20 protein-coding genes, 1 pseudogene and 2 CRISPR repeat arrays are annotated in these 21619 nt (G+C 69.4%); of the genes and pseudogenes, 17 read left to right on the plus strand and 4 right to left on the minus strand.

Going from position 1 to position 21619, the window contains the following annotated elements; all coding sequences use genetic code 11:
- Positions 1 to 117: 117 nt before the first annotated feature.
- Positions 118 to 1113 carry an L-glyceraldehyde 3-phosphate reductase gene (mgrA, locus tag BDW27_RS08715; protein ID WP_110048928.1) on the minus strand — a complete coding sequence of 332 codons (996 nt, stop codon included), beginning with the start codon at positions 1111 to 1113 and terminating at the stop codon, positions 118 to 120.
- A 233-nt stretch (positions 1114 to 1346) separates the two neighbouring features.
- On the opposite strand from mgrA, the gene BDW27_RS08720 reads away from it, so the two are divergent.
- Together BDW27_RS08720 and BDW27_RS08725 are read left to right on the plus strand one after the other, a co-directional pair.
- Positions 1347 to 1745 (plus strand): VOC family protein, encoded by a 399-nt coding sequence (locus tag BDW27_RS08720; RefSeq protein ID WP_017544668.1) that lies wholly within the window; start codon positions 1347 to 1349, stop codon positions 1743 to 1745.
- Between the two features lie 106 nt (positions 1746 to 1851).
- Complete coding sequence (locus tag BDW27_RS08725) at positions 1852 to 2850, plus strand: sigma-70 family RNA polymerase sigma factor (RefSeq protein WP_110048929.1); 999 nt, start codon at positions 1852 to 1854, stop codon at positions 2848 to 2850.
- Between the two features lie 84 nt (positions 2851 to 2934).
- Here the strand turns inward: BDW27_RS08725 and BDW27_RS08730 are convergent, their stop codons facing one another.
- A complete protein-coding gene (locus tag BDW27_RS08730) occupies positions 2935 to 3156 on the minus strand; it encodes a heavy-metal-associated domain-containing protein (protein ID WP_110048930.1) in 222 nt (73 codons plus the stop codon).
- Positions 3153 to 3554, minus strand: coding sequence for a nuclear transport factor 2 family protein (locus tag BDW27_RS08735; protein ID WP_233515695.1), 402 nt, complete (start codon positions 3552 to 3554; stop codon positions 3153 to 3155). The genes BDW27_RS08730 and BDW27_RS08735 overlap by 4 nt, the downstream gene beginning before the upstream one ends.
- Positions 3555 to 3629: 75 nt before the next feature.
- Here BDW27_RS08735 and BDW27_RS08740 point away from each other — a divergent pair, with 75 nt between their 5' ends.
- The 11 genes from BDW27_RS08740 (at position 3630) to BDW27_RS08790 (ending at position 17644) form a co-directional block, all read left to right on the plus strand.
- Positions 3630 to 4181 (plus strand): TetR/AcrR family transcriptional regulator, encoded by a 552-nt coding sequence (locus BDW27_RS08740; RefSeq protein WP_110048931.1) that lies wholly within the window; start codon positions 3630 to 3632, stop codon positions 4179 to 4181.
- A 159-nt stretch (positions 4182 to 4340) separates the two neighbouring features.
- Positions 4341 to 5516, plus strand: a complete 1176-nt coding sequence (locus BDW27_RS08745) for a glycosyltransferase (protein ID WP_110048932.1) — start codon at positions 4341 to 4343, stop codon at positions 5514 to 5516.
- A gap of 136 nt (positions 5517 to 5652) precedes the next feature.
- Positions 5653 to 6413: direct repeats of the CRISPR family, unit length 29 nt; unit sequence CTGCTCCCCGCGCACGCGGGGATGGACCC.
- A 225-nt stretch (positions 6414 to 6638) separates the two neighbouring features.
- Positions 6639 to 9548 (plus strand): CRISPR-associated helicase Cas3', encoded by a 2910-nt coding sequence (gene cas3, locus BDW27_RS08750; protein ID WP_110048933.1) that lies wholly within the window; start codon positions 6639 to 6641, stop codon positions 9546 to 9548.
- Positions 9538 to 11289 carry a type I-E CRISPR-associated protein Cse1/CasA gene (gene casA, locus BDW27_RS08755; RefSeq protein WP_370446465.1) on the plus strand — a complete coding sequence of 584 codons (1752 nt, stop codon included), beginning with the start codon at positions 9538 to 9540 and terminating at the stop codon, positions 11287 to 11289. The genes cas3 and casA overlap by 11 nt, the downstream gene beginning before the upstream one ends.
- Positions 11286 to 11933, plus strand: coding sequence for a type I-E CRISPR-associated protein Cse2/CasB (casB, locus tag BDW27_RS08760; RefSeq protein WP_110048934.1), 648 nt, complete (start codon positions 11286 to 11288; stop codon positions 11931 to 11933). The genes casA and casB overlap by 4 nt, the downstream gene beginning before the upstream one ends.
- A gap of 116 nt (positions 11934 to 12049) precedes the next feature.
- Positions 12050 to 13234 carry a type I-E CRISPR-associated protein Cas7/Cse4/CasC gene (gene cas7e, locus BDW27_RS08765; RefSeq protein WP_110048935.1) on the plus strand — a complete coding sequence of 395 codons (1185 nt, stop codon included), beginning with the start codon at positions 12050 to 12052 and terminating at the stop codon, positions 13232 to 13234.
- Positions 13235 to 13314: 80 nt separating this feature from the next.
- On the plus strand, positions 13315 to 14034 hold the full coding sequence (gene cas5e, locus BDW27_RS08770) for a type I-E CRISPR-associated protein Cas5/CasD (protein WP_110049084.1): 720 nt from the start codon (positions 13315 to 13317) through the stop codon (positions 14032 to 14034).
- A complete protein-coding gene (cas6e, locus tag BDW27_RS08775) occupies positions 14034 to 14828 on the plus strand; it encodes a type I-E CRISPR-associated protein Cas6/Cse3/CasE (protein ID WP_110048936.1) in 795 nt (264 codons plus the stop codon). The genes cas5e and cas6e overlap by 1 nt, the downstream gene beginning before the upstream one ends.
- A complete protein-coding gene (gene cas1e / locus BDW27_RS08780; protein ID WP_110048937.1) occupies positions 14825 to 15778 on the plus strand; it encodes a type I-E CRISPR-associated endonuclease Cas1e in 954 nt (317 codons plus the stop codon). The genes cas6e and cas1e overlap by 4 nt, the downstream gene beginning before the upstream one ends.
- A complete protein-coding gene (cas2e, locus tag BDW27_RS08785) occupies positions 15775 to 16125 on the plus strand; it encodes a type I-E CRISPR-associated endoribonuclease Cas2e (RefSeq protein WP_110049085.1) in 351 nt (116 codons plus the stop codon). The genes cas1e and cas2e overlap by 4 nt, the downstream gene beginning before the upstream one ends.
- A 98-nt stretch (positions 16126 to 16223) precedes the next feature.
- A CRISPR array of direct repeats spans positions 16224 to 16801; the repeat unit is 29 nt; unit sequence CTGCTCCCCGCGCACGCGGGGATGGACCC.
- A 63-nt stretch (positions 16802 to 16864) separates the two neighbouring features.
- The gene (locus BDW27_RS08790) at positions 16865 to 17644 is read left to right on the plus strand and encodes an endo alpha-1,4 polygalactosaminidase (RefSeq protein ID WP_110048938.1); all 780 of its coding nucleotides are present in this window, start codon (positions 16865 to 16867) and stop codon (positions 17642 to 17644) included.
- Here BDW27_RS08790 and BDW27_RS08795 read toward each other — a convergent pair.
- Positions 17629 to 17946, minus strand: a complete 318-nt coding sequence (locus BDW27_RS08795; protein WP_110048939.1) for a DUF6506 family protein — start codon at positions 17944 to 17946, stop codon at positions 17629 to 17631. The genes BDW27_RS08790 and BDW27_RS08795 overlap by 16 nt on opposite strands.
- 121 nt (positions 17947 to 18067) lie before the next feature.
- On the opposite strand from BDW27_RS08795, the pseudogene BDW27_RS27755 reads away from it, so the two are divergent.
- The 4 genes and pseudogenes from BDW27_RS27755 to BDW27_RS08815 form a co-directional block, all read left to right on the plus strand.
- Positions 18068 to 18385: pseudogene (locus tag BDW27_RS27755) on the plus strand (VOC family protein); the annotation flags it as partial.
- A gap of 76 nt (positions 18386 to 18461) precedes the next feature.
- On the plus strand, positions 18462 to 18716 hold the full coding sequence (locus BDW27_RS27760; RefSeq protein WP_233515712.1) for a hypothetical protein: 255 nt from the start codon (positions 18462 to 18464) through the stop codon (positions 18714 to 18716).
- Positions 18717 to 18908: 192 nt separating this feature from the next.
- Positions 18909 to 20090: an SDR family oxidoreductase gene (locus BDW27_RS08805; RefSeq protein ID WP_110048940.1), complete on the plus strand. Its 1182-nt coding sequence runs from the start codon at positions 18909 to 18911 to the stop codon at positions 20088 to 20090.
- Between the two features lie 395 nt (positions 20091 to 20485).
- On the plus strand, positions 20486 to 21577 hold the full coding sequence (locus BDW27_RS08815; protein ID WP_017544677.1) for a glycoside hydrolase family 5 protein: 1092 nt from the start codon (positions 20486 to 20488) through the stop codon (positions 21575 to 21577).
- Positions 21578 to 21619: the final 42 nt, after the last annotated feature.

Here is a 21619-nt window from a genome sequence, read left to right on the forward strand (position 1 = left end):
GCCCACCGCCCGCGCTCCGTGGACGCCTCAGTTCGAGGCATCCTGTACGCGATCCCTCGCGGGGCGTCCCGACCCCCGCGTTGGTGACCCGCGCCCGTCTGACGCCTCGAACGCCCGCTACTCGACCGGGGCGTACCCGTCGATCGCGGCGAGCTCCTCGGTGGAGAACTCCAGGTTGCCGATGGCGGCCACGTTGTCCTCCAGCTGCGCCACACTGCTCGCGCCCACCACGGCGGAGGTCACCCGACCGCCGCGCAGCACCCAGGCCAGAGCCATCTGGGCCAGGGTCTGCCCGCGTCGCTCGGCGATGCCGTTCAGACCTCTGACCCGGTCCAGAAGGGACTCGGTGATGCCGTCCTTGCTCAGGAACGGGCTCGCCCCGGCAGCCCGCGAACCCTCCGGGACCCCGTTCAGGTACCGGTCGGTCAGCAGCCCCTGGGCCAGGGGGGAGTACGCGATCGATCCCGCGCCCACCTCGTCCAGGACGTCCAGCAGCCCGTTCTCGACCCACCGGTTGAACATCGAGTACGAGGGCTGGTGGATGAGCATCGGGGTGCCCATCTCACGCAGGATGTGCGCGGCCTCCAGGGTCTGCTCCGGAGAGTAGTTGGAGACCCCGGCGTACAGGGCCTTGCCCTGCCGTACCGCCGTGTCCAACGCGCCCATGGTCTCCTCCAGGGGCGTGTCCGGATCGGGCCGGTGCGAGTAGAACACGTCCACGTGGTCCAGGCCCGTCCGCTCCAGGCTCTGGTCCAGGCTGGCCAGCAGGCCCTTGCGTGAACCCCACTCGCCGTACGGGCCCGGCCACATCAGGTGCCCGGCCTTGGTGGACACGACGAACTCGTGCCGGTACCGGCGCAGGTCCGAGGCGACCACGCGGCCGAAGTTCTCCTCGGCGGAACCGGGCGGCGGACCGTAGTTGTTGGCCAGGTCGAAGTGGACGACACCCAGGTCGAAGGCGCGCAACAGGATGTCGCGCTGCGTTTCCAGCCCGCGGTCCCCGCCGAAGTTGTGCCAGAGCCCCAGTGAGAGGGCGGGCAGGCGCAGGCCACTGCGACCACAGCGTCGGTAGGGCATGGTGTCGTAGCGCGTGGGTGCGGCGACGTAGGTCATGGTGGGTCCCTCATGGCTGGTGGGAAAGGGTCACTCGGCCACATTCTGGCACGTCCGCCCCTCCCGCGACGGTTGTCCACAGCCCCGAGTCGACCGCCGTCGGGTCCGCCTGGAGGGTCCGTCCGGGCCGCTCGTCGCGGCCGGAAGCAGGACCGGGGAGGCCGATGACTCCCGGGGCCCGGCCTGGTCAGTACGGGTGAAGGAGAACGACCCGCACACCATCGGAGGAACCCATGAAACGCCCCAACCTGGACAGCATGCTGCTCGCGAGCGCCGACCCGGACCGCCTGCGCGACTGGTACGCGGCCGTCCTGGACCCCGCCGACAACGACACCATGGACCAGTACCGGGTGCTCCGTTTCGGCACCTTCCACCTGTTGATCGACCAGCGCGACGACATCGGTGCAAGGACCGCCGACCCCACCCGGGTGATCCTCAACTTCGACGTCGGGGACGCCCGCGCCGTCGCCGCCCTCATGGACGAGCGCGGGACGGAGTGGGTTGCGCCGTTGGAGGACCGGGACGGCAGCCTCTTCGCCACGGCGAAGGACCCGGACGGCAACTACGTGCAGATCATCCAGATGAGCGAGGAGCACCTCGCCGCCATGGAACGCGGTGACTTCGGCCAGTGACGATCGGCCCGGGCGCGCCGTCCCGGTGGGCCCGGGCAGTGCCGAGGCGAAGACTTCACAAAGGAACGCCACTGGTCAGTGCGTTCTGTCGGGGGTGAGGCGTAGCGTGACGGCCGTGGTGAAACACACGACCGGCACCGACCAGGAGTTCGAGCGGCTCGTCGCTCCCTACCGGCGGGAGCTGTACGCGCACTGTTACCGCATGCTCGGCTCGGCGCACGACGCCGAGGACCTGCTCCAGGAGACCTACCTGCGCGCCTGGAAGGGCTACGACCGCTTCGAGGGCCGGTCCAGCCTGCGCACCTGGCTGCACCGGATCGCGACCACGGCCTGCCTCACCGCCCTGGAAAGACGCGGTAGGCGCCCGCTTCCCACCGGGCTCGGCGGTCCCACGGACACGCCCGGGGGAGCGCTCGCCGAGCGCTCCGACCTGCCCTGGCTCGAACCGATGCCGGACGTCCTGGGCGCTCCCGACGACACCGGTGACCCGGGCGCCGTGGTGGCGTCCCGGGAGAGTGTGCGGCTCGCCCTGGTGGCCGCGCTCCAGTACCTCCAGCCCCGGCAGCGTGCCGTGCTCATCCTGCGCGACGTGCTCCGGTTCAGCGCCGCCGAGGTCGCCCAGATCTTCGACACCTCGGTCCCGGCGGTGAACAGCCTCCTGCAACGGGCCCGCGCCCAGCTGGGGCGGGTCAGCCCCGAGGAGGACTCCGTCCCCGAACCCCGGTCCGACCAGCGCGAGATCCTCGACCGCTACGTCGCCGCCTTCGAGTCCTACGACATCAGAGCGCTCACCGAGCTGTTCACCGCCGAGGCGGCCTTCGAGATGCCACCGTTCGCCACCTGGGTGCACGGAGCCGAGAACATCGGGCGGCTCATCGACGCGCACTGCCCGGCGCAGGGCCCCGGTGACCTGGCCATGGTGCCGACCTCGGCCAACGGGCGGCCCGCCTTCGGCATGTACCTCCGAGCGGAGGACGGCTCGTACCGAGCGTTCGGAGTCCACGCGCTGACCCTGGCGGCGGAGGGGGTCAGACACTGCGCGGTCTTCTTCGACACGGGGCTGTTCCGCCTTTTCGACCTGCCCGCGGTCCTGACCCGTAGCTGACCCTCTGTTGCGGAGCCGGGGGAGCCCTCAGCCGTTCGAAGTCCACGGAGACTCCTGGATTCGGGTGCCCCCGGGCGGCCGAGGCTAGGGGGCGTCCCACGGTCCGGCGAGCTCGTAACCGGCCTGCTCCACGGCCGCGCGGACCTCGCCGACCGCCAGTTCCCGTTCGCTGCTCACGGTCACGCGGTCCAGCTCCACCTCCACGGAGACCGAGAGGACACCGTCGACGCGCTCCAGCTCCTCGGACACGAGTTCCTCGCAGTGACCGCAGGCCATGCCGACCACGGTGTAGGTTCGTTCGATCATGCCGGGGCCCCGGCGTTCTTCTCCATGCGGGTGAGCGAGTGGGCCTCGCGCAGACGGCCGTCCGATGCGAACCTCCCGAAAAAGTGCACGTCGATCGAGAACGCCTTGCGCTTCGTCGTCACGTGCATGGTGTACCGGGCGGTGAGCAGGTCGCCTTCGCTGGTGGCCTCGTGCACCTCCAGCCGGGAGCTGGGCCGGTTCTTACGGATGGGTCGCAGGTGCGCGATGAGCCTGCTCCGGTCCATGCGCAGACCGTCGTTGGTCTGCTCCATGCCCGGGGTGTGGAAGCGGTCGACGATCGTGGCGAGGTCCTCCTCGGTGTCGGTGACCGCCCGCTCGAAGCCGCCGCAGAATTCCACGATGAACCTCGCGGGGTCCTCGCCCTTGAAGGGGTCCACTGTTTCCTCCCTGATTCCACAATTCTGACACGATGTAAGATATGCCACGCGCTCAAGTTTGACAAGGTGTAAGAGATGCCGCCAGTTCCAGCCCCGAACCGCCGGGCCGACGCCCAGCGCAGCCGAGCCGCGATCCTCGAGGCCGCGATCCGCTTGCTTCCCGATGCGAGGATGGACGCCGTCGCGGCCGAGGCCGGGGTCACGCGCCAGACCGTCTACGCGCACTTCCCCTCGCGGTCCCAGCTCCGCTCGGCGGTGCTCGACCGGATCACCGAGGAGGCCCTGGCCGCGATGGACGCCGCCGACCTCGACTCCGGTCCCGCCGCGGACGCCCTGCTTCGCCTGGTGGACGCCGCCGCGCGCACTATCGGCAGGTACCCGCATCTGGTGCTCTGGTCCGACTCCACCTCCGAGGACGAACGGCACGCACCGGTGGCCGAGCGGCTCAGAAGGGTGATCAGCAGGGGTCAGCGCGACGGCGAGTTCGACGACACCCTCTCGACCGACTGGCTGGTCTCGGTCGTCATCGCCGTCGGGCACGCCGAAGCCGGCCTGAGTGAAGAGGAGACCCACCGGTCGAGGCGCACCACGCTCCTCCGTGTCGTCGGCCACCAACGGGATGTCTGACCAGCGGCCCAGCCCGATTCGCCCCGATTCGGCCCGCCCACTGGCACAAAGGGCTCCCGAACGCGACTACCGTGCTCATGGGCCGTGTCAGTGCGCGGCCCTCCTTCTGACCATTTCTCCCACCCGCGGGACCACCGCGGGCAGCCAGATGGGAACCGTGTGAACAGCACCCATGACCGATCGCCCCGGGACCTGCGCCTCATCGTGACCGGAGGGGGGACGGGCGGCCACACCTACCCCGCACTGACCGCGGTCAACGCCCTGCGGGCCCGCCTGGAGTCGACCGGCCACTCCCTCGAGGTGCTGTGGGTGGGCGCGGGGGACAGCCTCGAGCAGCGCGTGGCCACGAGCAACGGCATCGCCTTCGAGTCGGTGGCGACCGGCAAGATCCGCCGGTCCAAGAACCCGATCAAGATGGTCTCCCCGGCCAACGTCAAGGACATGACCAACGTCCCCCGAGGCGTGGCGCAGGCCCGGTCGCTGGTCTCCGACTTCGCCCCCGACGTGGTGCTGGCCACCGGCGGCTATGTCGCCGTCCCCGTCGGCCTGGCCGCCCGCATGTGTCGCCGTCCCCTCGTGGTGCACGAGCAGACCGTCCGACTCGGACTGGCCAACAAGGTCCTCGCCCGGGCCGGAGCCCAGATCGCCGTGTCCGCGCAGTCCTCGGTCGCCCTCCTGCCCGAGGGTTCCCAGGACACCGCCGTGGTGACGGGCAACCCCGTGCGCCCAGAGGTCCTCACCGGCCAGGCGCACCTGGCCGCCAAGGGCCTGGGCTTCGAGGGCCACGACCCGGAGCTGCCCACCGTCTACGTGACCGGCGGCGCCCAGGGTTCGGCCCAGATCAACACGAACGTCCGCGACATCCTGCCGTGGCTGCTCGGCAGGGCCAACGTCGTCCACCAGTGCGGTGCGAACAACGTCGAGGAACTGCGCGAGAGCGCCCGTGGCCTGGACCCCGAGCTGGCGCGGCGCTACCACCTGACCGCCTTCGTGGGTCCGGAACTCCCCGACGTGCTGGCTCTCGCGGACGTGGTGGTCTCCCGAAGCGGCGCCGGAACCATCGCCGAACTCACCGCCCTGGGCAAGGCCGCGGTCTTCATCCCGCTGGCCTCCTCCGCCGGGAACGAGCAGGCGCACAACGCCCGCCACCTCCAGGAGTCCGGGGCGGCCGTCGCCCTCCTCGGCGAGGTCAACCCCGCGAACCTCCAGGCGGCGGTGGAGCCTTTGCTCGCCGACCCGGCCACCCGTAACGCCATCGCTTCCCAGGCCCGCTCCAAGGGCATGCCTGACGCCGCCGAACGCCTCGTGGACGTCCTTATCGCCGCCGCCAACTGATCCCGGAGCCACCTTCACGGAGATGGCTCCATTCGTGTCACGGAATCATTTATGGCCAGGGAAATCACCAGTGTCCAACTTTCGAGAAGTTGGAAAAACGACCCCTTGCCACTGGTAAGTTCCCTGGTCATGAAGTCTGCTCCCCGCGCACGCGGGGATGGACCCAGCAGTCCAGAGGGCGTGCTTTTTGGCGGGGGCTGCTCCCCGCGCACGCGGGGATGGACCCGGCGTCCGCCCGAACCGTTTCGCTGGCTCGGGCTGCTCCCCGCGCACGCGGGGATGGACCCATCATCGGCCTGGCCGTCGGGGTCGGTGCGCTCTGCTCCCCGCGCACGCGGGGATGGACCCGGGACACCGGTCTACACGGTGACCGACTTCAACTGCTCCCCGCGCACGCGGGGATGGACCCGGCACCGGGCCGGAGGCGGCACCGACAGTCACCTGCTCCCCGCGCACGTGGGGATGGACCCGCGTAGAAGTGGTGCATCGGGTTGTTCCTTTCCTGCTCCCCGCGCACGCGGGGATGGACCCAAAGGCCGCCAAAGGCCGTCCCTCAGTAGGATCTGCTCCCCGCGCACGCGGGGATGGACCCAGCCAAAAAGACATTGAGACGATCTCGATGGACTGCTCCCCGCGCACGCGGGGATGGACCCACCAACCCCTGGAACGCCAGCGACCGCCAGCACTGCTCCCCGCGCACGCGGGGATGGACCCACCAGATCGGGGGTGCTCCTCTGCTGTGCCTGCTGCTCCCCGCGCACGCGGGGATGGACCCCAACACCGACGGCGCCGCCGGAATGGGTTCCTCTGCTCCCCGCGCACGCGGGGATGGACCCATCGTCGGAGAATTCAGCGACAACGACCAGTCCTGCTCCCCGCACACGCGGGGATGGACCCCCCACAACAAGACCGACTCGGAAGGGCTGCTGCCTGCCCCCGCGCAAGCGGTCACGGCCTTCTGGTTGCGCTCTGTAGTGCCTTGTGTTCGAAATGGGGGACTCAGTACCACAAGTGTCTCGTTGTTGTCAGAGAACCAGTCGACAGGCGGATGGCCACATTAGGTCGAAACGATTGTTCGGTTTTTGACGTGGGTTGTCGTTGGCAGGCATTTAGATAGCTGCCATGACCTCCGTTACCCCTCCCCAGCCATGGAGGGACGGCCTCTCCGAGGCTGCCCGCAGCGTGTGGGCCAAACACGACTTCGACTCCGACGGCTGGCTGCCGCTCTACCGGCACATGGCCGACAGCGCCTTCGTCGCGGCCAGTCTCTGGGATGAGTGGCTTCCCCCGCAGGTGCGCGGTCTCATCGCGTCGGTGCTTCCCCACGGCGAGGGCGATGCCCGCCTGCTCGCGGTCTGGCTCGCGGCCACCCACGACATCGGCAAGGCCACCCCTGCTTTCGCCTGCCAGGTGGAGCACCTAGCGGACGGCATGCGGGCACACGGACTCGACATGCCCCTCCAGAAGCAGATGGCAGACCGGCGGCTCGCGCCGCACGGGCTCGCGGGACAGCTCATCCTCCGGGACTGGCTCGCTGATCGTCACAACTGGCGGGAACGGGACACCAATCAGCTCGCGGTGATCGCCGGAGGCCACCACGGCATCCCACCGACCAACACCGCTGTCACCGCTCTGGACAACCGCCCCGAACTCCTGCGCACTCCCGGCTGCACGAGAACTTGGCGCGCGACCCAGACTGAGCTCCTGGACGTGGCGGCCAGCGTCACCGGCGCAGACGAGCGCCTTCCGGACTGGCGCACGGTCAAGCTTCCGCAGACAGCCCAGGTCCTGCTCACAGCCCTGGTCATCACCGCAGACTGGATCGCCAGCAACCCGGACTACTTCCCCTACTTTCCGGGTGAGCGCGGAACCGACCCCGAACGCACCGAAACGGCCTGGCGTCTGCTTGACCTCCCGCGTCAGTGGGAACCCCGGGAACCCCTGGGGTCGACCGCCGAACTCTTCGCCGCGCGCTTCGACCTCCCCGAGGGCGCCACGGTCCGCCCGGTTCAGGAACAGGCGGTCGAGGCTGCCCGCGCGATGACCGGGCCCGGACTGGTGGTCATCGAAGCTCCCATGGGAGAAGGAAAGACCGAGGCGGCGTTGGCCGTCGCGGAGATCCTCGCCGCCCGTACCGGGGCGGGTGGCTGCTTCGTCGCACTCCCCACCATGGCCACCAGCAACGCCATGTTCTCCCGCTTCACCCATTGGCTCGACCGTCTCCCGGGCATGCCGAAGGAAGCCGCCTCGATCTTCCTCGCCCACTCCAAGGCCCACCTGAACAAGGAGTTCTCCGGCTACCTCGGTGGCGGAAGCCGCCTCGCCACCGACACCGATCGGGATGTCGAGGGCGCACCCGGCGGCGCCGCGCTGGTCGCGCATCGCTGGCTGCGCGGTCGCAAGAAGGGGATGCTCTCCTCCTTCTCGGTCGGGACCATCGACCAGCTCCTGTTCACGAGTCTCAAGAGCAAGCACCTGGCTCTGCGCCACCTCGCGATGGCGGGCAAGGTCGTCGTGATCGATGAGGCGCACGCGTACGACACGTACATGAACACCTACCTGGACCGGGCCCTGGGCTGGCTCGGCAGGTACGGCGTCCCCGTCGTCGTCCTGTCCGCCACCCTGCCGGCCGGGCGCAGGCGTGAACTCGCCCAGGCCTATACGGGGGACCGGGGGCAGGGGTCTGCCGGACAGGCGTACGAGGAGGTCGGCCGAGCCAGTGCCTATCCGTTGATCACCACGGCTGAACCCGGTGCCGCTCCGTGCCTCCACACCCCGGCGGCTTCCGGCCGCACCACCGAGGTCGTCGTCCAACCCCTCGGCGATGATCTGCCAACCCTGACCACCCGCCTGGAAGCGGAACTCGCCGAGGGTGGCTGTGCGCTGGTTATCCGCAACACCGTCGCCCGGGTCCACGAGACCGCGGCTCATCTGCGCGACCACTTCGGCGATGCCATGGTGACCGTCGCCCATTCGCGCTTCCTCGATCTGGACCGGGCCTCCCGGGACGAACAGCTCCTACGTGAGTACGGTCCTCCTGCCAAGGTCAAAGAAGGTGGCGGTAGGCGGCCCGAACGCCACATCGTGGTCGCCAGCCAGGTCGTGGAGCAGTCCCTGGACGTCGACTTTGATCTGCTGGTCACCGACCTCGCCCCGATCGACCTGGTTCTCCAGCGCATGGGACGCCTGCACCGTCACACCAGGGGAGAGGGTCAGGACGAGCGCCCACCGGGGCTGCGCACCGCCCGATGCCTGGTCACCGGGGTGGAGTGGGCGCAGACCCCGCCGAGGCCAGTGCGCGGATCGCGGACCGTTTACGGCGAGTACTCGCTGCTTCGTTCGCTCGCGGTGCTGCGCCCCCACCTTGAGGCCGAGACCAGTAGCGAGCGCGCACTCCGGCTGCCCGACCACATCAGCCCGCTGGTCCAGGCGGCCTACCGCGACATCGACGACGTGACCGAGACAGCGCCGCCCGGTTGGGAGCAGGCCCTGATGGAGGCCCGAGCCGCCGAGGAAGCCAAGCAGGCGGACAAAGCCACCAGGGCCCGGGTCTTCCTGCTCGACCCGGCGGCTCGCGACGGCCGTGCGATCCTCAGCTGGCTGGACGCCGGTGTCGGTGAGGCGGACGAGAGCCAGAGTGGCAGGGCCCAGGTCCGTGACACCGGCGAGAGCCTGGAGGTCCTGGTGGCCAGGAGAGCCCGGGACGGTTCGCTGACGACCGTTCCGTGGCTATCGGAGAAGCGCGGTGGCCTGCCCCTTCCCACCGAATCCGTTCCCGCGCCCTGGGCCACACGGGCCCTCGCCGCGAGCGGACTGCGCCTGCCCTACCAGTTCACGGTCACCGGCCTGATGATCGACCGTGCCATCGCCGAACTGGAGGCCGACCTGGTCGAGGCGTGGCAGAACAAGGACGCCCACTGGATCGCCGGTGAACTCGTCCTGTTCCTGGACGAGGACGACCGGGCCGAGCTGGCCGGACACCAGCTGCACTACACAGAATCCGACGGACTGGAGGTCACCCGTGCCGAATGAGGCACCCACCGCCGTGGCGACACCGGCGTCCACGTCCGCGCCCCCGCCCGCTTTCGACCTGACCCGGAGCCCCTGGCTCCCGGTGCTGCGCACTGACGGCGAAGAGGCGGAACTGTCACTGATCGAGGTCTTCGAACAGGCCGGGGAAGTACGTCGTCTGGTCGGTGACGTGCCCACGCAGGACTTCGCACTCCTGCGTCTCCTCCTGGCGATCCTGCACGACACCGTGGACGGTCCCCAGGAAATCGAGGACTGGGCCGAACTCTGGGACGACGGCCTACCGCTGGAGTCGATCCGCGGCTATCTCGACACTCACCGGGACCGCTTCGACCTCCTCCACCCCCGAACCCCCTTCTTCCAGGTCGCGGACCTGCACACCAAGAACGGTGAGTACTCGGCGCTGGACCGGATCGTCGCCGACGTTCCCAACAACGCGCGTTTCTTCAGCATGCGCGCCCACGGTGCGGAACGGCTCGACTTCGCCGAGGCCGCCCGCTGGCTGGTGCACACCCACGCCTACGACCCCTCCGGAATCAAGTCGGGGGCCGAGGGCGACCCGCGTGTGAAGGGCGGCAAGGGTTACCCACAGGGTGTCGGCTGGGCCGGGAACCTCGGCGGTGTGTACGTGGAGGGTGACGACCTCAGGCAGACCCTGCTGCTCAACCTCATCGCCTTCGACACCCGCAACCTGGAAACCGGCGGGGAGCCCGGAACGGGCGGAACCGGATCCCGGCACGACCGGCCCGCCTGGGTACATCCGCCCACCACCTCGGCCCCGTTGGAGGGGACACAGGCGGCCTCCCGCCCGCACGGACTGCGTGATCTCTACACCTGGCAGAGTCGCCGTCTGCGCCTGCACAAGGACGAACGGGGCGTGCACGGAGTTCTGCTCTCCTATGGCGACCCCCTGCCGCCGCGCAACATGCAAAATCGCGAGCCCATGTCCAGTTGGCGCCGCAGCCCGGCCCAGGAGAAGAAGCTCCGGGAGGCCACGGTCTACCTTCCTCGCGACCACGACCCGGCCCGTGCCGCCTGGCGTGGTCTGGGTGCCCTGGTCACAGGCGAGGTACGCGGTGCGCAGCAGCGTCAGGAAGCTGCTGACCAGGTGATCCCCCGCGTCCTGGAATGGGTCGCGCGCCTCACCGTGGACGGGTACCTGCCCCGCGGATACCTGGTTCGGGCTCGCCTGGCGGGAGCGGTCTACGGCACGCAGCAGTCGGTCATCGACGAGATCGTCGACGACGCCGTGTCCATGCCCGTGGTCCTCCTCCACGAGGACCACGGGGAACTGGCACGGGCCGCCGTCGGCGCGGTCAGCGATGCGGAGGACGCGGTCACCGCCCTTGGTGACCTGGCCACCGGCCTGGCCCAGGCGGCGGGAGTGGACGGCGAGGGGCCTCGAGCCACCGCGCGGGACCGCGGGTTCGGGGATCTCGACGCGCCCTTCCGTCAGTGGCTGAGCGCACTGGCGCCGTCCGCCACGGACGACTCTCCGGATGACTCGACCCACTCGAAGGAGCAGCGTCGAGCGTGGCAGTTCACCGTTCGGGAGATCGTCTCCCGCATCGGTGACAAACTCGTCGACTTCGCGAGTGAGGCCTCGTGGGAAGGACGCGTCCTGGAAACGAAGAGCGGCGCGTTCTGGCTCAACACCTCCAGTGCTGACCTGCGCTTCCGCAGAGCACTGCGCACCTGCCTTCCCCTGACCAACTCCGACGACAGCACGGAGCAAGACCAGTGACCTCAACGAGCCGCACCGACCACGTCCACGAGCTCAGGCCGGTTGGTGAGGCGGCCGACGAGCGGATCCGCCAACTCCAGGCCGGATACCTCCAGGATCGATCCGACGCGGTGGCGACCCTGGCCAAGCTCCGCAGGGGCGCGGGCAAGACCGTCGAGGCGGTACCGGAGCTGGTCGGTCTGACCATCGATCACGACTTCTACGACCGATTCGGCCTGGAGCATCCTCGCATCTGCGATGCCGAAGCCGCCGTCCACGAGGCGCTCACGCTCTACGCCCTGCACCAGCAGTCCAAGCGGGAGAAGGGGATGCACCGGCGGGGGAGGGACTTCGGAGGAGCGGTGCGTCGCCTCATGCCGTCCGGAGACATCGACGAGCCCCTGCGTAAACGATTCGTCCAGGCCCAGACGGCGAACAGCGCCGAGACGCGGATCGACCGGTTGAGGGGGATCGTCACCCTCCTGCGCACGAACGACATCCAGCTCGACTACGGGCTTCTCGCCGACCAGCTCTACGACGCCCGCACTCGTTCCGGCGCCGAGCGGGTGCGCCGGTCCTGGGGGCGCGGATTTCAGGCGTACCGGCTGAGCAAGGCCGAACGGGAGGCGGAACAGGACGCCCCCGGGACCCAACCCGCCGGTTGACGTACCGCGGGGCGCCGCCCCGTTCCATGGCAGCAGACCGCACGACCACCCCAGGCTTCCCGCGCCCACATCACAGCAAGCGCACGCGCACCGCGCCGACAGACGAGGACACCCCTATGAGCCGCACCATTCTCGACGTGCACGTGTTGCAGACCGTGCCGCCCAGCAATCTGAACCGCGACGACACCGGGGCGCCGAAGACCGCCGTCTACGGCGGTAAGCGTCGTTCCCGGGTCTCCAGCCAGGCCTGGAAACGGGCCACCCGACTCGCCTTCGATGCCCTGGTCGACCCCCAGGACCTGGGCACCCGCACCAAGCGGGTGGCCGAACTCATCGCGGCCCGTATTCGGGAGATCGATCCCTCCATCGAGCAGGCCGAGGCGCTGAGCCTGGCTGCGGAGACCGTGCAGACGGCGACCGGCTCCAAGATTGAGCCGCCCAAGCGCAAGGTCGACGCCGCCAAGAAGAACGGCGACCCGGCCCCCGCCCCCGAGTCCGCGTACCTGATGTTCCTCAGCGCCCGGCAACGTGACGGTCTCGCTGAGCTCGCAGTAAAGGGCCGAGACGACATCAAGGCCTTCCTCAAGGAGAAGGAGAACAAGGCGCTCGCCAAGTCGATCGCGGACACCCGCCACTCGGTGGACATCGCACTGTTCGGTCGGATGGTCGCCGACGGGGCCGATATCAACGTGGACGCGGCGGCTCAGGTCGCGCACGCCATCAGCGTCCACGAAGTGGAGAACGAATCGGACTACTACACGGCGGTCGATGACCGGAACCCGGAGGAGGAGACCGGGGCGGGCATGATCGGTACGGTCGAGTTCAACTCCGCCACCCTCTACCGGTACGCGGCCGTTGACGTGGATCTCCTCAGGCGGAACCTGGGAGAGGGACTGCGTGAGGACGAGCCCGTCACGGAACCGCTGCGTCGCGCCGTGGAGGCGTTCGTGCGCGGCTTCGTGGAGTCCCTGCCCACCGGCAAGATCAACACCTTCGGGAACCATACGCTGCCGGACGCGGTGATCGTCAAGTTGCGGGGCTCGCGCCCGATCAGCTTCGTGGGGGCCTTCGAGGATCCAGTCGAGGCCGACGCCGGACACGTGGCCCAGGCCAGCGCCCGGTTGGCGGAGTACGTGCCTCAGGTGGAGCGGGCGTTCGGAGCGTCCGACGACGTCGACACCTGGGTGGTTCGGGTGGGGGAGCGGACCGCCAAGCTTTCGGGTCTGGGCGCCGACGTGACCCTTCCCGAGCTGGTCGAGCGGGTCGGCGCGGCCGTGGTCCAGCGTCAGGCTCCGAAGTGAGCGGCGCCGCTCTGACCCAGCCCGCCCCGAGCCCCCGCGTCCAGGGTTCGAGTACTCCGGAGTCCACTGGTTCGCTCACACTGCCGTTGGTGCTGGCGGGCCCGCTCCAGGCGTGGGGGTCCTCCTCGCGGTTCTCGCGGCGGAACACGGAGAACGCACCCACCAAGAGCGGGGTGGTCGGGTTGCTCGCGGCGGCTCTCGGCCGTGACCGGACCGCGGACCTGGCCGACCTCGCGGCGCTGCGGTTCGGGGTTCGCGTGGACCAGCCGGGCACCCGGGTCCGGGACTACCAGACCGCACACCACCTGGTCACGGGTGTGTCCATGCCGGTGTCCGAACGCTTCTACCTGTCCGACGCGGTGTTCGTTGTGGCGGTGGAGGGTGGTTCCGAGCTGGTGCGGAGGCTCTACGAGGCAGTGCTTGCCCCCGTCTACCTGCCCTACCTCGGCAGGCGCTCATGCCCGCCCTCGCGGCCCCTTGAACTGGGTGAGCCGGCGGCGAGTCCGTTAGAGGACGTGTTGCGGGACCTGCCATGGCAGGCCGCTGGGTGGTACAGAAAACGGCGCGGGTTGCGTCAGGGGCCGGATATCGAACTGAGCACCTACGTGGACGCGATGCCCGGAGGCAGCCGGGCCGACTCCCTGCGCGACCTTCCGCTCAGCTTCGACCCACGCCACCGTCGGTACGGCCTGCGTGCGATTCGCTCCGGTTCGGTCACCGTCCCCAACTCCGAACTGGTCGAGCGGCGTGTGCAGGCGGCGCCCGATCACGACCCCCTGTCCGCGCTGGGAGACCCCTGATGCACCTCACCCGATTCCGCTTCAACACCCACCGGCCTGGCGCGCGCAGACTCCTGTCCTCGCCGCAGGCCCTGCACGCCGCTGTGATGGGCGGGTTTCCCGACCTGCTGCCCGGTACTTCCTCTCCCGGCGACCCACTGGCCGGGATCGCGGGATCCAGTGAAGCAGGGGGCTCTGGTGGTGAGGGAGACAGGCCGCGGGTCCTGTGGCGGGTGGATCACAACGCCAAGGCGGAAGTCCTCCTCTACGTGGTGAGCCCGGGCAGGCCCGAGCTCACCCACATGGTCGAGCAGGCGGGTTGGCCCCATGCAGAAGAGGGGCCGGGGTGGCGGACACTCGATTACTCGGGATTCCTGTCCCGCCTGGAAGCGGGGCAGACCTGGGCGTTCCGGTTGACGGCCAACCCCGTCCACAGCATCCGGCGCAAGGACGGCGAGGACACCAAACCGACCGCACACGTCACTCCCAGGCACCAGGCAGGATGGCTGCTCAAGAAGCAGGAGCGGTGCGGGTTCGAGGTGCGTCGCACCAGGAAATCCGACCCGGCTCTGCCGGAAATGGACGGCTACGAACTACTGGTGCACGACCGGAACAGCGCGGGCTTCGACAAACCCGACCCCAGGCCCGAGCGGAAGGGGAAACGGATGCGGGTGCCCGTGGTGACCGCGACCTTCGACGGGAGGCTGACCGTTACCGATCCCGATCTGCTGCGCCAGGCCCTGAGCGCGGGTATCGGCCGCGCGAAGGCGTACGGATGCGGTCTCATGACCCTGGCCCCGGTGGGTGAACGGTGACAACGGTCGGGAGGAGGCGGACGCCCTCGCCACGTGAGCTGACCCGGATGAAGGACCGGGTGTCGTTCGTCTACCTGGAGCGGTGCGTGGTGCACCGGGAGGACAACGCCATCACAGCTGAGGACGGGGACGGCACGAGGTACATACCCGGAGCGACCATCGGGACCCTTCTCCTGGGGCCTGGGACCACTGTGACCCAGGCTGCGATGAAAGTCCTTGGGGAGTGCGGAGCCAGCGTCGTCTGGGTGGGTGAGCATGGGGTCCGCTTCTACGCGGCGGGGCGCGGGCTGACGACCTCCTCGCGGATGGTGGAGGCACAGGCCACGGCATGGGCCAATCGGCAACGACGGCTCGACGTGGCTCGAGCGATGTACAGGTTGCGCTTCCCGGACCTGGAAGTGGACGCCTTCAGCCGCCAGCAGTTGCTCGGCAAGGAAAGCGACCGAGTGAAGAAGTGCTACCGGGCGGAGTCCGAGCGAACCGGTGTGCTCTGGAAGGGACGAAAGTACACGCCTGGCCAACACGACAAATCCGATGCGCCGAACAAGGGCATCACCTCCGCCGCTCAATGCCTCTATGGAGTGGCCCACACGGTGACGGTCGCCCTGGGATGCAGTCCTGGGCTGGGTTTCGTGCACTCTGGGCACGATCGGGGTTTCGTCATGGACATCGCGGATCTCTACAAGGTGGAGATCGGAATTCCGGTGGCCTTCGACGCAGCCGCGCAGGGCGAAGAAGACGTGGACGGATTGACCCGGAGACTGCTTCGGGACCGGATCAACACGGAGGGGCTGCTCGAACGTTGTGTCCGCGATGTTCGCAGCCTGCTTCTCGGTGATGCGGCTGGCGAAGAGGTGGAAGGGCCGGAGGAGGACCGGGTCGGCCTCGTCGGTGATGGTGAACAGCTGTTGGAGGCTGGACGGCATCATCCGGACGAGGTGGTGTGGTGACCGTCATCGTTTTGGCCAAGTGCCCCAAGGGATTGAGGGGGTTCCTGAGCCGCTGGCTGATGGAGATCTCGTCGGGGGTGTTCATCGGTAACCCGTCCCGAAGGGTCAGAGAGGCGCTCTGGGCCGAGGTTCAGGAGTATGCCAACAACGGCCGAGCGCTGCTCGTGTACGGGAACGACTCGGAACAAGGATTTGCCTTCGAGACATTCGAGCATGATTGGGAGCCCAGGGACCACGAGGGGCTGGTGCTGATGCATCGACCCAAGAACCCAACCCGCAGAAGCGTGGCCACACCCAAGACCGGTTGGAGTAACGCTGCCAAGCGGAGAAGGTTCGGGAAGCGATGAACCATGTGGCGCCTGCGGGGCTTTTGTCTTCAATGTCCAACTTTCAAGAAGTTGGAAAAATGACCCCTTGCCGCTGGTAAGTTCCCTGGTCAAAAAGTCTGCTCCCCGCGCACGCGGGGATGGACCCTCGTCCCCGTCCGGCGACACCCACACCAGCCTCTGCTCCCCGCGCACGCGGGGATGGACCCCTTATGCGGCGCGTGATTCGAGTGCACAATAACTGCTCCCCGCGCACGCGGGGATGGACCCAGGGTGGTGGCTCCGGCTCCGGCTCCGGCCAGCTGCTCCCCGCGCACGCGGGGATGGACCCCTTGACACAAAAAAATCTTGGCACGCCCAACCCTGCTCCCCGCGCACGCGGGGATGGACCCCCTTTGCGTCTACGCACGAATCCGTGATGACACTGCTCCCCGCGCACGCGGGGATGGACCCACGAGGCGGCCGCCGGGGGTGGTGGTGTCCAGCTGCTCCCCGCGCACGCGGGGATGGACCCGCCGTCCGCCGCGACCTCTGACCACCCCGGCTCTGCTCCCCGCGCACGCGGGGATGGACCCCCAAATCATTTACTACACGGACGAGGAGGCACCTGCTCCCCGCGCACGCGGGGATGGACCCGGCTGTGAGGAGCCACGGGTCGAGCGCTCTCTCTACTCCCCGCGCATGCTGGGATGAACTGCCTGCTTGACTGGTGGGGTCTAAGAAGCTGGGGGATGCCGTGGGCGGTCGGGGTTGGTGCGCAGTGGGGCTCGCGGTTCTGCTCGTGGGATGCGGGGCGCAGGCAGGGGAGTCGGAGGCTCTGCCGGAGGGCGGGTTCGACTACCAGTTGGGTGATGCCTACCCGCCGCCCGAAGGGGCCACCATCGTGGTGCGCGACTCCACGGCCGAACCGGAGCCGGGCATCTACTCGGTCTGTTACGTCAACGGCTTCCAGACCCAGCCCGGGGAACTGGACTCATGGCTGGACGCGGGGCTGGTGTTGCTGGACGGGGACGGAGAACCGGTCGCCGACCCGGGGTGGCCGGACGAGATGCTCCTGGACACCTCCACGGACGACAAGCGGGAGCGGATCGCGGGAATCCTGGCGGACACCGTCGACGGGTGCGCGGAGGCGGGGTTCGACGCTGTGGAGTTCGACAACCTGGACTCCTACCTGCGTTCCCGGGGTGCCTTGAGCGTTGACGACAACCTGGCTCTGGCCGGGGACCTCGTCGCGTCGGCACACGAGCGAGGGCTCGCGGCCGCCCAGAAGAACGCGGCGGAGGAGGCCGAACGCGGCAGGGACGAGGCCGGGTTCGACTTCGCCGTCACCGAGTCCTGCGCCGCCTGGTCGGAGTGCTCCGTCTACACGGACGCCTACGGGGACGACGTGCTCGACATCGAGTACCCCGAGGACCTGGAGGAGGCCGGGACCACCTTCGAGCAGGTGTGCTCGGACCCGGACCTTCCGTCCCGGACCGTGCTGCGGGACCTCGGCCTGGTCGGGCCCGACCAGGCCGACCACGTCTACGCGCGCTGCTGAGCCTCGGACTCGCCGAAGTCGGCGGCCGCCCTGAGGGACTCGGCGGAGAAGACCACGTGACCCACGGCCACGTGGTCGGGCAGGTTCGCGCGCACGCGGGCGGCGGCCTCCAGAGTGAAGCCGCCGCAGAGTTCGATCAGCCGCACTCCCTCGGCGGCCAGGGTCGCGGCGATCGCCGGTGCCGCGTCCTGGTCCGTCACCGGAACGAGGATGGTGCGTTGCCCGGCACGATCGATCTCGGTGCGGTCCCTGACCGGGTCGGTGTCGGGGTGCTCGTACAGGTAGGCCCAGATCATGCTCATACCGTCACCCTAGGAACTCAAGCCTGGTTGAGGTCAACGGGCAGGTTCGCTGCTCCCGAGGGTCCTGGGTGCCATACTTCGCTCGGGGCCGTCCCCTGGCCCGGCAGACAAGGAGTGTTGGATGGGTTTCCCGAGCACGCTGGACCACCTCGTGTACGCCGTGCCCGATCTGGGTGAGGCGGTCACCGACTTCGCCCGGCGCACCGGGGTGACGCCCGCGCGCGGCGGAGCGCACCCGGTGGGGTCGGCCAACGCCCTGGTGGCGCTGACCGTGGACGGTCGGCCCGCCCCCCACTACCTGGAGATCGTCGGCCCCGACCCCGCAAGGGAGGACCCGGGACCGGTGCGCGTCTTCGGGTTGGCCGACCTGGAGCGTCCCCACCTGGCGACCTTCGCCGTGCGGGTCGGTGAGGACCTGGAGACCGCCGTCGAGCGGGCCCGCGCGGTGGGCCACGACCCCGGTGACGTGGACCCGTGGTCCAGGACCACCCCCCGACGGGACGGTGCTCCGCTGGATGCTGGCCAAGAGGGAACCCGACTCCTACCCGGCGCCGGTGCCGTTCCTGATCGACTGGGAGGGAACCCCGCAGCCCGGACTGGGGGACCTGCCCGCGCTCGAGCTCCTCGCCCTGCGCGCGGAGCACCCCGAGCCCGCGTCGCTGGCTCCGGCACTGGGCGCGCTGGGTGTGGACCTGGACCTCCGCGAGGGACCTCGGGCCTTGTTGGAGGCCGACCTGCGCGGTCCGCGAGGCGAGTTCGTCCTGCGCTGAACGATCCAGGCCAGCCGCGCCGGGCGTTCCCCAACGCGGACTCCCGGATTCCCCCATCTCTTCCCAGGCGTCGTTTTCAGGCCCCGCATGTCGGGTACCGCAGCATCCACATCCCCCACACAGCAGTATCCGAAGAACAGGGGAGCACATGCCGCAGGGTCAACACACGCCCGCCGACCGTGGGGGCGCACTGTGACCGGCTGGAAGGCGCCCCTCGCGATCGCCGGGCTCCGATGGGCGTGGACCAGGGCCCGCCGTGCGCGAACTCCCGAGCCCCCTCCTCGTGACGGACTCGAACTCCTCGCCTGGGGCGCGGCTGGGGCCGCTCTCGGAATCGGCGCCTCCGCGCTGTCCGAACACCGCCGGTCGGGGCTGATGAACGGCAAGGTCGTGTTGGTCACCGGCGGCTCCCGGGGGCTCGGCCTCCAGTTGGCTCGCGAGTTCGGTGCCAGCGGCGCCTCCGTGGTGATCTGCGCGCGCGGGCAGGAGGGGCTGGACCGCGCCGTCTCCGAACTCGCCGGTAGGGGCGTGCGCGCCCACGGCGTGGTCTGCGACGTCACCGACCCGGACGCGATCGAGGGCCTGCTCGACGAGGCGGAACGGCACTTCGGGCGCTTGGACGCCGTGGTCAACTCGGCCGGGATCATGCGGGTCGGTCCCCAGGAGACCCATACGGACGACCACTTCCGGCAGGCCATGGACGTCATGTTCTGGGGTCCGTTCCACCTGTCCCGCGCGGCCGTCGACCGCCTGCGCCGCACTCGGGGCACCATCGTCAACATCACCTCGATCGGCGCCTACCTGTCCGTCCCGCACCTGCTGCCCTACTCGACCGCCAAGCACGCCTGGGCGGCGCTGTCGGAGGGCATGGCGGCCGAGACCGCCGGCACCGGCGTGCGCGTCACCACCGTGGTTCCGGGGCTGATGCGCACCGGGTCGCACCGGGGCGTGGTCTTCAGCGGTGATCCGGAACGCGAGTACGCGTGGTTCGCGCTCGCGGCCGGATTGCCCCTGTTGAGCGTCAGCGCCGAACACGCCGCCCGGCGCATCGTGCACGCCACGGCCCGGCGCCAGGGGTTCCTCGTGATCTCCCCGATCACCCGGGTCGGTCTGGCGGTGCGCGGGATCGCACCCGGGCTCACCCAGGAGGCGATGCGCGTGGTGGGCCGACTGCTGCCCGACGCCCCGGGGCACGTGGAGGAGCGCCCCGGTTCGGAGGCGGGCCAGAGCAGCCTCGGACGGGTGGTCGGCGCTGTCGCCGTGCTCAACGAACGGGCGGGCCACCGCATGAACCAGCGTTCCCGAGCGGACGAACAGCGCGACGAACGGAACCGAGACTCCCAACGGTCCAACGAAGAGGAGGACACCCCATGAGCGCGAACCCCGAGGGCGCGGGCGGTGGCCCGACACAACGTCAACCCGATCCCATGCCGCCGGACCCCTTCCCGCCGGCGCCGATGCCTCCCGAGCCGGTTCCGCCGGAGCCGAGCCCGACCCCGATCCCCGAGCCGGAGCCGGTTCCCGAGCCGCCAGGGCCCGAGCCGCAGCCCGAACCCGCCTGAGCGCCGGTCCCGAAACGGTGTGCGTGTCCAGCCATCGCGGGCCCGTGGGGCGCACCGACGAGGTGTGCCCCACGGTTGGTCACCGGGAGTCACCGCCCTTGACGGCTGAGCGACCGGAGCCTAGCTTCTTCTGGTAACACTCCTTCCGGATATGGGCCGCGCGAACCCCCTCGCGCGGCCGGTCCGCACCCCGCTGGAGGTCCTCGCATGGCGCGTCACCGCACCACCCCCGTCCTCGGAGCCCCCCGCAGACACCCCTTCAGGACCCTGGGAATCGCCACTTTGGGAGCGCTCCTAGTCGGCGCCGCCCTCTTCCCCGGTGTTTCCACGGACGACGTCACCCCCGTCTCCGACCAGACCGCGCTCAACGCCGTCGAGGAGCACGGGCAGCTCCAGGTGTGCGGCCTCAAGCTCTGCGACGAGAGCGGTCAGCCGATCCAGCTCACCGGCATGAGCTCCCACGGGCTCCAGTGGTACGACCAGTGTCTGACCGACGCCTCGCTCGACGCCCTGGCCCAGGACTGGCGCGCCGACGTGCTGCGTGTGTCCATGTACATCCAGGAGGGCGGTTACGAGACCGACCCGCGCGGCTTCACCGACCGGGTGCACGAGCTGATCGAGGAGGGCACCGAGCGCGGCCTCTACGTGATCGTCGACTGGCACATGCTCACGCCCGGCGACCCGAACCACAACACCGACAGCGCGAAGGAGTTCTTCGCCGAGATCGCCGCCGAGCACGCCGACAAGGACAACCTCCTCTACGAGATCGCCAACGAGCCCAACGGGGTCTCCTGGAACTCGGTGAAGGGCTACTCCGAGGAGGTCATCCCGGTGATCCGGGCGCAGGACCCCGAGGCGGTCGTGCTGGTCGGCACCCGGGCCTGGTCCTCGCTGGGAGTCTCGGAGGGCTCCGACCACTCCGAGATCGTCGACAACCCGGTGGACGCCGACAACATCATGTACGTCTACCACTTCTACGCCGCCTCGCACAGCGGCGGGCACTTCGACGTCTTCCGTGAGGCGGCCCAGGAGCTGCCCCTGTTCGTCACAGAGTTCGGCACCCAGGAGCACACCGGCGACGGCCCCAACGACTTCGCCTCCGCCCAGGCCTACCTCGACTTCATGGCCCAGGAACAGATCAGCTGGGTGAACTGGAACTTCTCGGACGACTTCCGCTCCGGCGCGGTCTTCGAGACCGGTACCTGCGACGCCGGAGGGCCGTTCACCGGCACCGACTCGCTGAAGCCCGCGGGGGAGTGGATCCGCGACCAGATCCGCACCAGCGGTCTGTCCGCCTGACCCCGGCCGGGTCCCGGAGGCGTCTCCTCCGGGACCCGGGCC

It is taken from the genome of Nocardiopsis sp. L17-MgMaSL7 (genome assembly GCF_003182025.1).
GTDB lineage: Bacteria > Actinomycetota > Actinomycetes > Streptosporangiales > Streptosporangiaceae > Nocardiopsis > Nocardiopsis prasina.